This is a genomic window from Bradyrhizobium genosp. L (assembly GCF_015624485.1).
In the GTDB taxonomy this organism is placed as follows: domain Bacteria; phylum Pseudomonadota; class Alphaproteobacteria; order Rhizobiales; family Xanthobacteraceae; genus Bradyrhizobium.
In genome coordinates this window covers 2,250,670-2,264,976 of record NZ_CP061378.1, presented here as the reverse complement: position 1 = coordinate 2,264,976, position 14,307 = coordinate 2,250,670, and the positions used below count along the sequence as shown (strand labels likewise).

Here is a 14,307-nt window from a genome sequence, read left to right as displayed (position 1 = left end):
CGTTCCTTGACGAATTTTTTGGCGAAATTTCCCGCCTTCTCCTAAGCTCGCGGCAAATGGGCACCGATCCGGGGACTTCGTGCCGAAACTGACATTGCCAGTCCGTCTCGCGCTGCTGGTCGCGGGGACGATGTTGCCGCTGATCGTGTTCGCGATCGGAATCGTCTTCCACAACTACCGACAGGATCGCGCCGACGCCACCCAGCGCGTGCTCGAGACCGCCCGCAACATCCGCCTCGTGCTCGACTCCGAGATGCAGCGCATGACCGGCGGGCTACAGGTGCTGGCGCTGACCAACTCGCTGCGCAATGGCGATTTCAACAGTTTCCGCCGCGTCGCGCTCGGCTTCCTCGACCAATACGGCAAGGACGGCGTGGTGCTGGTGGCCGACCGCACCGGCCGGCAGCTGTTCTCGTCGATCACGCCGGATACTGCGAGCCTGCCGCCGCGCAACAATCTCGATATCGTCGAGAAGGTGTTTTCGACCAGGCAGCCGGTTTACTCGAATTTGTTCTTCGGCGCGGTGAAGCGGCGCCTGATCATCACCGTCGAGGTGCCGGTGCTGCGCGATGGCGAGGTGGTCTACGACATCTCCTTCAGCCCGCCACTCGACGTGTTTCAGGCCATCATCGAGAAGCAGCGCCTCAACCAGGACTGGACCATCTCGATCTTCGACAGCGACGGCGTCAACCTGGCGCGGGTGCCGAACCCGCAGGCGACCATCGGTCAGCGCGCCTCGCCCTCGCTATATGCAGAGATGTTCCGCCAGAACGAGGCGACGCTGGCGACGATATCGCTCGAAGGCGTCTCGCTGATCACCGGGCTGACCCGATCGCGCATCACCGGCTGGACCGTCGCCTCGGGGATCGCCGAAAGCTCGCTGGTGGGTCCATTGTGGCGCTCACTTGCGATCACCAGCGTGATTGGCGGCGTGCTGCTCATGGTCGGGCTCGGCTTTGCCGTGCGAATGGCGACCACGATTGCGCGCGGCGAGGCGCTGCATGATCTGCTGATCGAGGAGCTCAACCACCGCGTCAAGAACACGCTGGCGATCCTGCAGTCGATCGCCACGCAAACCTTCCGCAGCGCCAGCCGCGCCGAGCGCGAGAAATTCGAGGGACGGCTCGGCGCGCTCGCCGAGGCCCACAATCTGCTCAGCACGGCGAAATGGCAGGGCTCCGACCTGCAGGACGTGCTCGGGCGCGTGCTGCAGCCCTATCTGCTCAACGCCCCCGAGCGGGTCAGGATGTTCGGACCACGGGTACCGCTGTCACCGCGGCTCTCCCTGGTGCTGTCGATGATCGTCCACGAGATGGCGACCAATGCCGCCAAATACGGCGCGCTGTCCAACGAGGCCGGCACGGTGGCGCTCGACTGGGAGCTCCGCGACGACCGCCCGGGCCGGACGCTCCGGATGATCTGGACGGAGGCCGGCGGCCCGCTGGTCACCGCGCCGGTGCAGCGCGGCTTCGGCTCCCGGCTGATCGAGCGCAGCGCCCGCGACCAGCTCGGCGGCGAGGCCACGGTCGATTTCCTGCCCGGCGGGGTCGTCTACACCGTGACCGGCGCGCTGGAGGACGACGGCTGAGCTTGCTGTGCTGCCCAATCCTGCGGCATTTTGGCACGCAGATTGCTAAGCTGGAGCAGGTTCGGGCCAGCCGACATCAGGGGGACTCATGACGACCATCGCAGCGGAAGCCACCGCGACACGCAAGCCGCTTTACACGTCGCTGTTCGTGCAGGTGCTGATCGCGCTCCTGCTCGGCATCGTCGTCGGCGTGGCCGCCCCCGATTTCGCCACCGGGCTGAAGATCCTCAGCGACGCCTTCCTGAAGCTGATCTCGATGATCGTGGCCCCGATCGTGTTCTGCGTCGTAGTGCACGGCATCGCAGGCGCCGGCGACCTCAAGAAGGTCGGCCGCGTCGGCGTCAAGGCGCTGGCCTATTTCGAGGCGATGACGACGGTCGCGCTCGTGGTCGGCCTCCTGCTCGCCTATCTGTTCGGGCCCGGCCACGGCATGAACATCGACACCTCGACGCTGGACGCCAAGGCGCTCGGCAACTATGCCGGCAACGCACAGAAGCTGAAGGGCGAAGGCATCGGCAGCTTCCTGCTCAACATCATCCCGACCACCTCGTTCGACGCGCTGTCGCGCAACGACGTGCTGCAGGTGCTGTTCTTCGCGATCATCTTCGGCACCAGCCTGGCGCTGGTCGGCGGCGAGAAGGGCGAGAAGATCACCTCTTTCATCGACGCGGTGTCGACCGTGCTGTTCCGCGCCATGGGCCTGATCGTTCGGGTTGCGCCGATCGGCGTGCTCGGCGCGGTCGCCTATACGGTCGGCAAATACGGCGTCGGTTCGCTGAAGCAACTGGTGTCGCTGGTCGCGCTGTTCTACGTCTCGGTCGCGATCTTCGTGCTCGGCGTGCTCGGCTCCGTGATGGCGCTCGCCGGCGTGAACATCTTCAAGTTTCTCGGCTACCTGCGCGAGGAGCTGACGATCGTGCTGGCGACCGCATCTTCCGACGCGGTGCTGCCGCAGATCATGCGCAAGCTGGAGGCGCTGGGCGTCAAGAAATCGGTGGTCGGCCTCGTGATCCCGACCGGCTACTCCTTCAACCTCGACGCCTTCTCGATCTACCTGACGCTGGCCGTGGTGTTCATCGCCCAGGCGACCAACACGCCGCTGTCGTTCGGCGACCTGCTGCTGGTGCTCGGCGTTTCCCTGATCACCTCGAAGGGTGCCCATGGCGTGCCGGGCTCGGCGATCGTGATCCTGGCGGCGACGCTGAATGCGGTGCCGAGCATTCCCGCGATCGGCCTCGTGCTGGTGCTGTCGGTCGACTGGTTCATCGGTATGGCGCGCGCGGTCGGCAATCTGATCGGCAATTGCGTGGCCACCGTGGTGGTCGCCGCCTGGGAGGGGGATCTCGACCGCGACCAGGCCCGCCGTGTGCTCGAGGGCGCCGAAACGGTGGATGTGACGGCGGGCTGAGGGATGGTTGCCCGGGCAACAGCGGGCGCGCCGCATGCGCGGCGGGCCACGGCGATCCGTGCGCTGGATGAGAAAGGTCTACTTGACGAGCTTCAGATAGGACGGGAAGCGGCTCGCCGTGGCCGGGTCTTCCACCGGCTCGCCCGACGCCACCATGTCACACAGCGCCTTCAGCTCGGAATCGGTCACCTTGTGCAGCTCCATGCGGAGCTCGAGGATCGCCAGCGACAGCAGGCGCGCGGTCTCGGCACTTGCCCTGTCCTGCAGAAAGGCCTGGCACTCCTCCAGGGTCGCAAGCAGCGACAACAACCGTTCTTCCGTACTTGCGACCGGCATATTCTCCACTCCCGAAGCCGCGAGGGCTGGTCGAGGCGCGTCCCTCTTGCCCCTCTTTCGCTTCATTGGCCTCTCCCGCCAGGGTTTGCCGGCTTGTGGTAGGCACATGCTTGTCCCTGATGATCGAGAACTTTTGGGCAATTGTCCAGCAACATTCCGAAAGCCTGACTTGGACTTACGTCAAACTTTCGCTGGGTTCCGGGCCCCCTGGCCGTGCCGTCCCCGGGCCTCGCGACCTCTGGATGCACCAGCAGGGGTTGCATCTATATTTGGATGCCCGTAAAATACCGGTGCCCGTAGCGATGCGGGTGGTGCCTGTGCCGCCGGTAAGCATGCGCGCAAAATCTGTGACGATCAAACTCGCGCTAGTTGTGGTTTGGTCAATATTTTGCCAAATGTGGAGGGCGGGGTGTCGATCGACACCTTGGCGCGATCGACTTCAGGTAGTCGGCCGTGTCGGTATATGGGTGCTTCCAATGCGCGCAAGCGTTTGGATACCATCCCGCGATCATCTTGGATTTTCGTCGTTCACGCATTCGAACTGACGATCCACTCGAGCATAACGCGGTACATCATGGCCGAGTCCCTGACCTCTCCCGGGCCAGGGATTCCCGATTGAAGGACGGGTCACAAGAATGAACAGATCAGCAGCAAAGAAGATGAAACAGCGCAGTGCCGGCAAGCCGGACATTGAGTTGGGCAAGCGTATTCGCCTCCGGCGCGTCGAGCAGAAGATCTCGCAGGCCGAACTCGGCGACAAGCTCGGCGTCAGCTTCCAGCAGGTCCAGAAATACGAGAAGGGTGTCAACCGCGTCGGCGCCGCTCGCCTGCAGCAGATCGCAACCGCGCTCGACGTGCCGGTCACCTTCTTCTACGACGGCGACAACAAGGCCCGCGAGGTCGAGAGCCTGCTGTTCCTCGACAGCGCATTCAGCCTGCGGTTGCTGCGCGCCTACAGCAAGATCAAGGATCAGACCGTGCAACGTCAGCTGGTGTCGCTGATGGAATCGATCGCCGCCAACGAAGACTGAGCGGCGTCATCGGCGCGATCGCGGAGCCGCGAACGCGATCGACCATGCGAACCGACCGGCCGTTGGCCGGTCAGTGCGACAACCATGCGCTGGCGAGCCGGCAAACTATCGAAGCGCTGCCATCCGCCATGGCAGCGCTTTTTCGTTGTCGGTCCGCGCTCGCGCCGTCTCGCCGCGAGCTTGATGGCGGCGAGACCCACGCCGCCGCTACCGAAACTTAACCAAGACGCAACCCTCATGGGTTAGACGCTTACGACCGCACGAACCTGCAGCCGCTCGATTGTCCGGCGCAGGACCAGGCTTGCATTGCCGACGCCACGCGCTTCCGAGGACATGCGACATGCAGAGAGTGACACTCGTTGCCATGGCCACGATGCTTGCCGTGCTGCCGGCATTCGCGGAGAACTCCGGCGCCCCCGGGACGGCCGCAGCGGCCCCGCCGCACCATGCCGCCGCCCCGGCCGCGGCTGCGCCGGCAGGCCAGCCGAGGCAGGCCACGCCCGCCTCCACCGCCGAAACACGCTCCGCTACCGCGCTCGCCCTCTCCCATGATCCGACTTACGACCAGGGCAGCGCGCAACGGATACGCGATGCGATCCAGCACTATTCCGATCTCGCGGCCCGCGGCGGATGGCCGGCCATCCCGGCCGACGCGAAGTTCGCGCCGGGCGTCCAGGGTGCCAACGACGATCTCCTGCGCAAGCGCCTGATCATCACCGGCGACCTCGCGGCGGACAAGGCCAGCGGCGCCTATGACGAGGCGCTGGCGGAGGCGGTGAGGCGCTTCCAGTCACGCCTTGGCCTCGCCGCGACCGGCACGGTGACGCCGCGGACGCTGGCGGCGCTCAACGTTCCCGTCGAGAAGCGGATCAAGCAGCTCGAGGCCTCGCGGGAGCGGATCGGCCAGCTCGATTTTGCGTTCGGGCCGCGCTACGTCGTCGTCAACATTCCGGCTGCCTTCGCCGAAGCCGTCGAGGACGACAAAGTGGTGCGGCGCTATCGCGTCATCGTCGGCAAGACCGAGAAGCCCTCCCCGACGGTGACCTCGGAGATCACCAGCGTCAATCTCAACCCGACCTGGACGGTGCCCTCGTCGATCACCAAGACCGAGATCGCGGCGCATATGCGCAAGGACCCGAGCTACCTGTCGCGCATGCACATGGACGTGCTCGATGGCCACGACGCCCCGATCGACCCGCAGTCGGTGGACTGGTCCGGCAGCCACGCGCCCGACGTCACGGTGCGGCAGCAGAGCGGCGCGTGGAACGCGCTCGGCGCGGTGAAGATCGACATGCCGAACGCCTATTCGGTCTACATGCACGACACCAATCAGCGCAATTTGTTCAGCGACGACTATCGCTTCGATTCGCATGGCTGCACGCGGGTCGACAATGTCCGCGATCTCGCGGCGTGGTTGCTCAAGGATCAGCCGCAGTGGACGCGTTCCGCGATCGATGCCGCGGTCGCGACCGGCCAGCATCAGGATGTCAGGATGCTGAAGAAAGTCCCGGTCGCCTGGATCTACCTGACGGCGTGGATGACCAAGGACGGCACGGTTCAATTCCGCAACGACATCTACGACCAGGACCAGCAATTGCTGGAAGCCACCAGCGAGGAAGCAGCCTTCTTCAACAAGGCCGCCGAACATCCGCTGACCGCGCATCTCGCGCAGTAGGCGCCGCCATTCTGTCGCGCGGCCAATTGCCGCCTGCGACGCGAAGTGGCTTTCGAACTCCGCATTATCAGCGTTGAAGCGACGTTGCGCGAACACAAGCGCAACGCCTGTCGTTTTGTCGCAGCAACCACGCCGCTGCACGGACGTTTTCAGGCTTCAACCAAGGAGATCTCGATGAACATCAAGCTTGCCGTGATTGGACTGGCCGCGCTCGGCAGCGCTGCGCTGACATCGGGCGCGGCGGCGGCGATGCCGAACGGCATTCCGACCGCCAGCCACAGCGCAGCCGCGACGTCCAATATCGACCAGGTGCGCTACGTCTGCGATCGCTGGGGCTGCCACTGGCGGCCCAGCGCTTACGGTGCCTACGGCTATTCCGGACCACGCCATCATGGATGGCATCATCGTCCGCATATCCAGCGCCATCACCATCACGGGCCGCGCGTCCATGGCGGGCATCGCCACGGTGGGCACCACGGCGGACATCATCATGGCGGCCATCGCCGTTGATGCTGAGCGAGGGGGCCGTGGCCCCCTCGACCTCTCCTACAGCGCCGCCAGCACCGCCTTCGTGACGTCAGCGGTGCCGTTGCTGCCGCCGAACTCCATCGGCTTGATGCCGTCGGCATAGGCTTTGTCGACGGCGCGCTCGATGCGCTCAGCGGCCTCGGTGGCGCTCTCGACACCATGCTTGTCGGCAAGCCAGTCCAGCATCATCGCGGCGGAGAGAATCATCGCCGTCGGGTTGGCCTTGCCCTGCCCCATGATGTCGGGTGCAGTGCCATGGCAGGGCTGGAATACGGCGTGGCGATCGCCGATATCGGCCGACGGCGCCATGCCCATGCCGCCGATCAGGCCGGCCGTCATGTCGGAGAGGATGTCGCCGAACATGTTCTCCATCACCATGACGTCGAAATCCCAGGGGCGCTTGACCAGCAGCGCCGAGCACGCATCGACGTAGAGACGATCGGTCTTGACGCCGGGATGATGCTTGGCCGCGTCGTCGAACATCTCGCGGAAGAATGCAAACGCCTTGAACACATTCGCCTTGTCGACGCAGGTCAATCCGCCGCCGACGCGGCCGCGCGCCTTGCGCCGCTCGGCGAGGCGGAAGGAGAATTCGAACAGCCGCTCCGAGGTCTTGCGCGTGATCACCAGCGTCTCGCGCGCCTCGCTGTCGGTGACCACGCCCTTGCCCATCGAGGCGAACAGGCCTTCGGTGGATTCCCTGATCACGACGAGGTCGATGCCCTTCTGGTCGGCGCCGACGATCGGACTCGGCACGCCCGGGATCAGCCGTGCCGGACGCACGCCGGCATAAAGATCGAAATGAAAGCGCAGCTCGACTTGCGGCATGATCTCGGTGTTGTCGGGGTAGCGCACCGACGGCAGACCGCAGGCGCCGAGCAGGATCGCGTCCGCCTCGTCGCACAACCGCACGGTCGATTCCGGCATCGACTTGCCGGTCTCCCTGTAATTGTTGGCGCCGGCCGGTGCCTCGGTGAAGCGGAATCGGAGGTCGGTCGACGCCTCGATCTTGCGCAGCACTTCGAGCGCAGGCGCCATCACCTCAGGGCCGATACCGTCGCCGCCGAGCACGGCGATGTGGAATGCATTGTTGGCGGACATGGGGATTTCCTCAAGAGGTCAAGATCAGGGGGTTTTGGTCGTCATTGCGAGCGAAGCGAAGCAATCCATGTCTCGGCACGGGGAGAGATGGATTGCTTCGTCGCTACGCTCCTCGCAATGACGGCTGCGAATTACGGCGTCAGCACGGCGCGGCCGACGAGCTGGCCCTTCTGCAGATTGGTCAGCGCCTCGTTGGCCTTGGCAAGCGGCATCGGCGTCACCGGGATCGCCGGGATCTTCTTCGCGCGCACCAGATCGAGCAACTCCTGCGTCTCGCGCAAATTGCCGACATAGCTGCCCTGGATCGTGACCGCCTTGATCGGGATCAGCGGCAGCGCCCAGGGCGCGCCGCCGCCGAACAGGCCGACGATCACCAGCTTGCCGCCCTTGGTCAGGCAATCGAACCCGAGCTGCGAGCTCTGGGCGTTGCCGACCAGGTCGATTACGGCGCGGATCGGCTGGCCGGCCTTCTTGATCAGCTGCTCCAGCGCGTCGGGCGCCTTGCCGTCGACGGTCGCAAGCGCGCCGGCAGCCTCGGCCGCCTCGCGCTTCCGGGCATCGATATCGACGACGATGGCGCCCTTGCCGCCCATCGCTTTCAGCAGCGACAGCGCCATCAGGCCGAGGCCGCCGGCACCGAAGATCACGATCGGGGTGTCGAAATCCTTCTCCACCTTCTTCAGCGCGCTATAGGTCGTGACGCCGGAACAGGCATAGGGCGCAGCGGTGACGGGATCGAGCCCCTTCAGGTTCAACAGATACTTCGGATGCGGCACCGTCATGTGATCGGCGTAGCCGCCGTCGCAATAGACGCCGAGTGCATTCGGCTTGACCGCGCACATGTTCTCGTCGCCGCCGAGGCAGGTCGGGCATTTGCCGCAGCCGAGCCAGGGATAGGCCAGCGCGACGTCGCCGACCTTGAGATCGCCTTTGTCGGCATCCTTCACGTCGGGCCCGAACGCCACGACCTCGCCGACCGTCTCATGCCCCATCGTGCGCGGCAGCGAGACGCCGCGATCCTTCAGCGACAGCGGCTTGCGGCCGTGGCCGAGATCGTAGCCGCCCTCCCAGATGTGCAGGTCGCTATGGCAGACGCCGGCGGCCTTGACCTTGATCAGCACCTGGCTGCCCGACGGTTGCGGCGTCGGATGATCGACTTCCTGCAGCGGCGCGTTGAAATCGACGACCTGAAAGCTCTTCATCGCTGTTCTCCCGGAGACGTGTTGTTGCGGCCGACCTTGCCATGCCTGTCCGTTCGGGACAAATGCGCCGTCGATGCCCCGCCATTCAAACCAGAGGATGATGGCATGCCGCGAACTGGCCCGCCGCGACGGAGTGCAGTTCCGGCACCTCGCTGGCACAGCGCGCATCCGCTCGCGGGCAGCGGGTACGGAAGCGGCAGCCCGAGGGCGGGGAGATCGGTGACGGCGGCTCGCCGGTCGGAACGCTCTGGGTCGGGCGAACGTCCGGATCAGGCATCGGGATCGCCTCGATCAGCAGCGCCGTGTAGGGATGCGCCGGCCGGGCGAACAGTTGCTCAGACGGGCCGACCTCGCAGAGCCGACCGAGATACATCACCGCGACGCGGTCGCTGACCGCCTTCACGACCGCGAGATCGTGGGCGATGAACAGCAGCGTCAGCCCGTAGCGCGCCTTCATCTCCTCTAGCAGATTGAGGATCTGGGCGCGGATCGAGACGTCGAGCGCGGACACCGGCTCGTCGCAGATCACGAATTCCGGATTGAGCACCAGCGAGCGGGCGATGCAGATGCGCTGGCACTGGCCGCCGGAAAATTCATGGGGCAGTCGTCCGCTCACCAGCGCCGGATCGAGCCCGACCGCCGACAGCACCTCGCCGACGCGCCGCCGGCGTTCTTCGGCATCCTTCACTCCCGCAATCACCAGCGGCTCGGCGACGATATCACCGATCCGCCGGCGCGGATTGAGCGAGGCGATCGGGTCCTGAAAGATCAGTTGCACCCGTCGGCGCATCCTGCGCAGTGCCTCGCCTTGCATGGTGGTGAGGTCATTGCCGTCGAACAGCACCTTGCCGGAAACGGCGGGCCGCAATTGCAGCACGGCACGGCCGAGCGTGGATTTGCCGCAGCCGGATTCGCCGACCAGGCCCAGCGTTTCGCCGCGGGCGATCTCGAGCGAGACACCGGAAACAGCGTGGACGGTCTTGTTGCCCACCGCATATTCGACGACGAGATTCTCCACCTTCAGCAGTGGATTGGGAGACGACTGCAGCATCAAGCGCCGAGCCTCCCGCCGTTCTCGATCGGGTGGAAGCAGGCATAGAGATGCCCCGGCGTCGCCGCCGCGCTCAACGATGGCTTCTCGGTGCTGCAGCGGCCGGCGGCATAGCGGCAACGCGGCGCGAACGAGCAGCCCCTCAGCGGCCGGGTCGGATCGGGCGGGCGGCCGGAGATCGCGGGCAGTGGCGTATGTGGCGCGGCGTCGAGCCGCGGAAGCGCTGCAAGCAGCGCCTCGGTGTAGGGCATCCGCATCTCTTTGAACAGCACAGGCGTCGTCGCGCGCTCGACCACGCGGCCGGCATACATCACCGCGACCTCGTCGGTGCGGCCGGCGACGACGCCGAGATCATGGGTGATGATGATCATCGCCATGTGGCGGCGCTGCTGTTCGCGCGCCAGGAGATCGAGGATCTGGGCCTGGATCGTGACATCGAGCGCCGTGGTCGGCTCGTCCGCGATCAGGAGCTTCGGCTCGCAGGACAGGGCGATCGCGATCGCCACGCGTTGGCGCATGCCGCCGGAGAGCTGATGCGGATATTGCGCGAGACGCTGCTCCGGCGCCGGAATGCCGACGGCAGCGAGCAGCTCGATGCTGCGCTGCCTCGCCTTCGCGAGATCGAGCGCGAGATGTTCCTGAATGGTCTCGATCAGCTGGGTACCGATGGTCAGCACCGGATTGAGCGAGGTCATCGGGTCCTGGAACACCACCGCCAGCGAGCGGCCGCGCAGCTTGCGTAATTTCTCCGCCGGCAGTTTCAACAGATCCTGCCCGTCGAACATCACCCGACCGGATGGCTTCGCCTTCTTCGGCAGCAATTGCAGGATCGCCCGCGACAGCATGGTCTTGCCGCAGCCGGATTCGCCGACGATGCCGAGCGTCCGGCCCGCGTCGACGGAGAGATCGACGTGATCGACGGCGCGCAGATTGCCGCGCGGGGTCGGCAAGTCGACCACGGCGTCTTCCACCGAGAGCAAGGCGCCGCTCACAACGCGCCCTGCCTTGGGTCGGTGAGGGCGCGCGCCGTGTCGCCGATCAGATTGAACGCCAGTACGGTCAGGAACATCGCGATCGCGGGCAGGAAGGCGAGCATCGGGGCGACGTCGAGGCTTTCACGTCCCTCCCCGATCATGCTGCCCCAGCTCGAGATCGGCGGCGGCACGCCGAGGCCGAGAAACGACAGCGAGCCTTCGGCGACGATGATGACGGCCACCGCCAGCAGGAAGAACGCCAGCAGCGGCAGCAGCACGTTCGGCAGCAATTCGCGCAGCAGGATGCGGGCATGACTGGCCCCGAGCGCCTGTGCCGCGATCACGAATTCGCGGCGCGCCAGCGTCAATGTCGCGGCACGCGCCACCCGCATGAAGGCGGGAATGCCGAGCACGCCGAGAATGCAGGTCAGGTTGAAGATCGACTGGCCAAGATAAGCGGTCACCGCCAGCGCGAGGATCAGCGGCGGAAACGCCAGCAGCACGTCCATGCCGCCGACGATGAGGGATTCGAAGCGGCCGCGGAAATAGCCCGCGAGCATGCCGAGCGCGCCGCCGAACACCAGCCCGATGACAGGCGCGCAGAGGCCGACGATCAGCGAGATCCGCGCCCCATAGACCAGCCGCGACAGCTCGTCACGGCCAAGACCGTCGGTGCCGAGCCAGTGCTCGGCCGAGATGGGGCCGCGGCGCTCCAGCATGTCCATGTCGGTCGGGCTCGGCAGCGGCAGCACGTCGGCAAGGATCGCAACCGCGAACACCAGCGTCACCCAGCCGATCGCAAACCAGAACAGCAGCCCGAGCCGGCGCGAACGCCGGGTCGGTGCCACCGTGACCTCCGCAACGTCGAGCTCAAGCGTGGCCATGGCGGATCCTCGGGTCGAGCACGGCATAGAGCAGGTCGACGATGAAGTTCATGATCACGAAGCCGGCCGCGACCAGCAGCACCACGCCCTGCAGGATGATGAGGTCGCGGGTGTAGATCGCGCCGACCAGCAGGCGGCCGATCCCCGGCAGGGCGAAGATCGATTCGACGATGACCGCGCCGCCGATCAAGCGGCCGATATTGATGCCGGTGATGGTGACGAGCGTCAGCGACGACGGCTTCAGCGCATGCACGAACAGGATACGCGACGGCTTCAGGCCCTTGGCCTTGGCGAGCGCGATGTAGTCCTCCTGAAGTGCCGCGATCATGTCGGAGCGCAGCACGCGCATGATGCCCGGCCATTCCGCGAGACCCAACGTCAGCGCCGGCAGCACCATGAAGCGCAGATTGGCGAGCGGCTCCTCGGTGAACGGCACGTAGCCGGTCGCCGGCAACAGGCCGAGCTGCACCGCGAACAGATAGATCAAGAGGATTGCGGACAGGAAGGTCGGCACCGACAGCATGCCGAACGCCGTGCCGGTCATGAAGCGATCGAACGCGCTGCCGGCCTTGGCCGCGCAGGCGATCGCCAGCGGCACGCCGATCGCAAGCCCTATCAACTCGGCGAAGATCATCAGCTCGAACGACACCGGGATGCGCTCGCTGACCGCCTGCAGCACGGTCTGCCCGGTGCGGAACGAGCGGCCGAAATCACCCTGCAGGATGTGCCAGAGCCAGCCGAAATAGCGCAGCCACACCGGTTGATCGAGCCCCATATCGTGGCGCAGCGCCGCGACGTTCTCCGGCGTCGCCTGGTCGCCGAGGATCACATAGGCAAGATCGCCCGGCAGCAGGGACGCGATCGCAAAGGTCAGGACCGAGACGGCGATCAGCACCGGCACGAGATACACGAGCCTGCGCGCGACGAAGAACAGCATGCAGCGCTAGTCCTTCCAGGTGCGCGAGACGTCGATCATTCCGCTGTACATGTTGGGCAGGCCTTTCACCTTCGCGCTCGATATCGCGTAGTAGGTGTTTTGATAGGTCCAGAACCAGATCGCCTCCTTGTTGATCAGGCGGCTGATCGCGCAATAGTCCTCGATGCGCTGGGCGGTGTCCGCCGTGGTGCGGGCGTGCTCAAGCAGCTTGTCGAGCTCCGGATTTGAGTAATTGGCCAGTGCGACCGGGCTGCCGGTGTGGAAATTGGCGTACATCTGCGGATCGGGATCGGCGAGATCGACGATGCGCCACGGCGTCAGCTGGAACTGGCGCATGAAGGCGCGCGGCGGAATGGTGGCCTGATCGACCTGCTCGATCTCCATGTTGGCACCGATGCGCTTCCAGAATTGCTGCAGCACCTGTCCGCTGGTGCGGCCGCGCGGCGTCGCCGTGACCAGCATCTTGAACTCGACGGGCTTGCCGTAATCCTTGATCAGTGCCTTCGCCTTCTCGGGATCCTCTGGCAACGCGCCGTCGTCCTTGCACTTGACCCAGGAACCGTCGCCGTAAGGATTGCTGGCGGGACGCGCCAGCCCGCCGGCGGTGGCCTGCGACCACTTCTTGCGATCGAGCGCCATCACCAGCGCCTGCCGCACGCGCACATCGTCGAACGGCGGGGTCTTGGTGTTGAAGGCATAAACCGACGCGCCCGAACCGGTGTAGGTGTGCACGGTGAGCTTGGAGTCCTTTTGCGCCTTCTTGATGTTGTCGGAATCGGCTTCGTCATCCCAGATCAGGTCGACCTCGCCGGATTGCAGGCTGGCAAAGCGCGACTGCGCGTCGGGCAGCGGCTTCAAGGTGATGCGGTCGAAATAGACCTTGTCCTTGTCCCAGTAATCCGGGTTCTTCTCCAGCACCATGCGGTCGCCGGCGGTCCACGATTTGAGAACGTAGGGTCCGGTGCCGACCGGATTGCGATTGTAGTCGTCGCCCTTGGTCTTCCAGGCCGTCGGCGACTGCACCGCGGCGTTCTGGTTGGGGTACGATACCAGTGCCGGATAGTTCAGCGCGGGGTCGCTGAGGTGGACGACCAGCGTCAGTTCGTCGGTCGCCTGCACGTCCTTGACGGCAGCGATGTAGAAGGCACAGCGGCACTTGTTGGCGGGATCCTTCTGCCGATCGAAATTCGCCTTGTAGGCTTCGGCATTGAACGGCGTGCCGTCGTGGAATTTCACGCCCGGACGCAGCTTGAAAGTCCAGGTCTTGAAATCATCCGAGTGGGTCCAGGACAGCGCAAGCTTCGGCTGCGGCTCGCCCTTGTCGTCGAGATAGGTGAGCGTGTCGAAAATCGCCGATGCCGCGGTCAGCGCCGCAGTGTCGAACACGCCGACCTTCAGCGGATCAAAACCGGGGATGTCGAGCTCGAGACCGACATTGAGCGTGCCGCCCTGCTTCTGCGCGCTGGCAGGCGTTGCTGACGCTGCCGCAACAAATCCCGCGACAAGAAATAAACGCGCAACCGCATGCGCGCGGCCGTTCCGCTTCATCCGTGCTCCCTCCCGAGATGCGCAACGTCCGGCGTTCCGGATCG

13 protein-coding genes are annotated in these 14,307 nt (G+C 65.4%); 5 read left to right on the top strand and 8 right to left on the bottom strand.

Annotated elements, in window-relative coordinates:
- The first annotated feature begins 130 nt into the window (after positions 1-130).
- Both IC762_RS10500 and IC762_RS10495 read left to right on the top strand, forming a co-directional pair.
- Positions 131-1,588, top strand: coding sequence for a sensor histidine kinase (locus IC762_RS10500; RefSeq protein ID WP_433995904.1), 1,458 nt, complete (start codon positions 131-133; stop codon positions 1,586-1,588).
- Between the two features lie 88 nt (positions 1,589-1,676).
- Positions 1,677-2,996: a dicarboxylate/amino acid:cation symporter gene (locus IC762_RS10495; RefSeq protein ID WP_195788722.1), complete on the top strand. Its 1,320-nt coding sequence runs from the start codon at positions 1,677-1,679 to the stop codon at positions 2,994-2,996.
- A gap of 78 nt (positions 2,997-3,074) precedes the next feature.
- Here the strand turns inward: IC762_RS10495 and IC762_RS10490 are convergent, their stop codons facing one another.
- The gene (locus tag IC762_RS10490; RefSeq protein WP_195788721.1) at positions 3,075-3,332 is read right to left on the bottom strand and encodes a hypothetical protein; all 258 of its coding nucleotides are present in this window, start codon (positions 3,330-3,332) and stop codon (positions 3,075-3,077) included.
- Positions 3,333-3,967: 635 nt separating this feature from the next.
- Here IC762_RS10490 and IC762_RS10485 point away from each other — a divergent pair.
- The 3 genes from IC762_RS10485 to IC762_RS10475 all read left to right on the top strand — a co-directional run bounded on the left by IC762_RS10485 (position 3,968) and on the right by IC762_RS10475 (position 6,548).
- Entirely contained in the window at positions 3,968-4,363 is a 396-nt protein-coding gene (locus IC762_RS10485; protein ID WP_016844123.1) for a helix-turn-helix domain-containing protein, read from the top strand.
- Positions 4,364-4,703: 340 nt separating this feature from the next.
- Entirely contained in the window at positions 4,704-6,038 is a 1,335-nt protein-coding gene (locus IC762_RS10480; protein WP_195788720.1) for a L,D-transpeptidase family protein, read from the top strand.
- A gap of 174 nt (positions 6,039-6,212) precedes the next feature.
- A complete protein-coding gene (locus tag IC762_RS10475; RefSeq protein ID WP_195788719.1) occupies positions 6,213-6,548 on the top strand; it encodes a hypothetical protein in 336 nt (111 codons plus the stop codon).
- A 36-nt stretch (positions 6,549-6,584) separates the two neighbouring features.
- Here IC762_RS10475 and IC762_RS10470 read toward each other — a convergent pair whose 3' ends face one another.
- The 7 genes from IC762_RS10470 to IC762_RS10440 form a co-directional block, all read right to left on the bottom strand.
- Positions 6,585-7,667, bottom strand: a complete 1,083-nt coding sequence (locus IC762_RS10470; protein ID WP_195788718.1) for an isocitrate/isopropylmalate dehydrogenase family protein — start codon at positions 7,665-7,667, stop codon at positions 6,585-6,587.
- A 131-nt stretch (positions 7,668-7,798) separates the two neighbouring features.
- Entirely contained in the window at positions 7,799-8,869 is a 1,071-nt protein-coding gene (locus tag IC762_RS10465) for an alcohol dehydrogenase (RefSeq protein WP_195788717.1), read from the bottom strand.
- Between the two features lie 85 nt (positions 8,870-8,954).
- Entirely contained in the window at positions 8,955-9,920 is a 966-nt protein-coding gene (locus IC762_RS10460; RefSeq protein ID WP_195788716.1) for an ABC transporter ATP-binding protein, read from the bottom strand.
- The gene (locus tag IC762_RS10455) at positions 9,920-10,912 is read right to left on the bottom strand and encodes an ABC transporter ATP-binding protein (RefSeq protein ID WP_195788715.1); all 993 of its coding nucleotides are present in this window, start codon (positions 10,910-10,912) and stop codon (positions 9,920-9,922) included. Before IC762_RS10455 ends, IC762_RS10460 begins: the two co-directional genes overlap by 1 nt.
- Positions 10,909-11,778 (bottom strand): ABC transporter permease, encoded by an 870-nt coding sequence (locus tag IC762_RS10450; protein ID WP_195788714.1) that lies wholly within the window; start codon positions 11,776-11,778, stop codon positions 10,909-10,911. Before IC762_RS10450 ends, IC762_RS10455 begins: the two co-directional genes overlap by 4 nt.
- Entirely contained in the window at positions 11,765-12,715 is a 951-nt protein-coding gene (locus IC762_RS10445) for an ABC transporter permease (RefSeq protein WP_195788713.1), read from the bottom strand. The genes IC762_RS10450 and IC762_RS10445 overlap by 14 nt, the downstream gene beginning before the upstream one ends.
- Positions 12,716-12,721: 6 nt before the next feature.
- A complete protein-coding gene (locus IC762_RS10440; RefSeq protein ID WP_195788712.1) occupies positions 12,722-14,263 on the bottom strand; it encodes an ABC transporter substrate-binding protein in 1,542 nt (513 codons plus the stop codon).
- Positions 14,264-14,307: the final 44 nt, after the last annotated feature.

Coding starts and splice junctions, on each gene's coding strand:
- IC762_RS10485 (WP_016844123.1), top strand. CDS start 3,968: ATGAACAGATCAGCAGCAAAGAAGATGAAACAGCGCAGTGCCGGCAAG.
- IC762_RS10460 (WP_195788716.1), bottom strand. CDS start 9,920: ATGCTGCAGTCGTCTCCCAATCCACTGCTGAAGGTGGAGAATCTCGTC.
- IC762_RS10470 (WP_195788718.1), bottom strand. CDS start 7,667: ATGTCCGCCAACAATGCATTCCACATCGCCGTGCTCGGCGGCGACGGT.
- IC762_RS10450 (WP_195788714.1), bottom strand. CDS start 11,778: ATGGCCACGCTTGAGCTCGACGTTGCGGAGGTCACGGTGGCACCGACC.
- IC762_RS10500 (WP_433995904.1), top strand. CDS start 131: ATGTTGCCGCTGATCGTGTTCGCGATCGGAATCGTCTTCCACAACTAC.
- IC762_RS10475 (WP_195788719.1), top strand. CDS start 6,213: ATGAACATCAAGCTTGCCGTGATTGGACTGGCCGCGCTCGGCAGCGCT.
- IC762_RS10480 (WP_195788720.1), top strand. CDS start 4,704: ATGCAGAGAGTGACACTCGTTGCCATGGCCACGATGCTTGCCGTGCTG.
- IC762_RS10495 (WP_195788722.1), top strand. CDS start 1,677: ATGACGACCATCGCAGCGGAAGCCACCGCGACACGCAAGCCGCTTTAC.
- IC762_RS10445 (WP_195788713.1), bottom strand. CDS start 12,715: ATGCTGTTCTTCGTCGCGCGCAGGCTCGTGTATCTCGTGCCGGTGCTG.
- IC762_RS10490 (WP_195788721.1), bottom strand. CDS start 3,332: ATGCCGGTCGCAAGTACGGAAGAACGGTTGTTGTCGCTGCTTGCGACC.
- IC762_RS10440 (WP_195788712.1), bottom strand. CDS start 14,263: ATGAAGCGGAACGGCCGCGCGCATGCGGTTGCGCGTTTATTTCTTGTC.
- IC762_RS10465 (WP_195788717.1), bottom strand. CDS start 8,869: ATGAAGAGCTTTCAGGTCGTCGATTTCAACGCGCCGCTGCAGGAAGTC.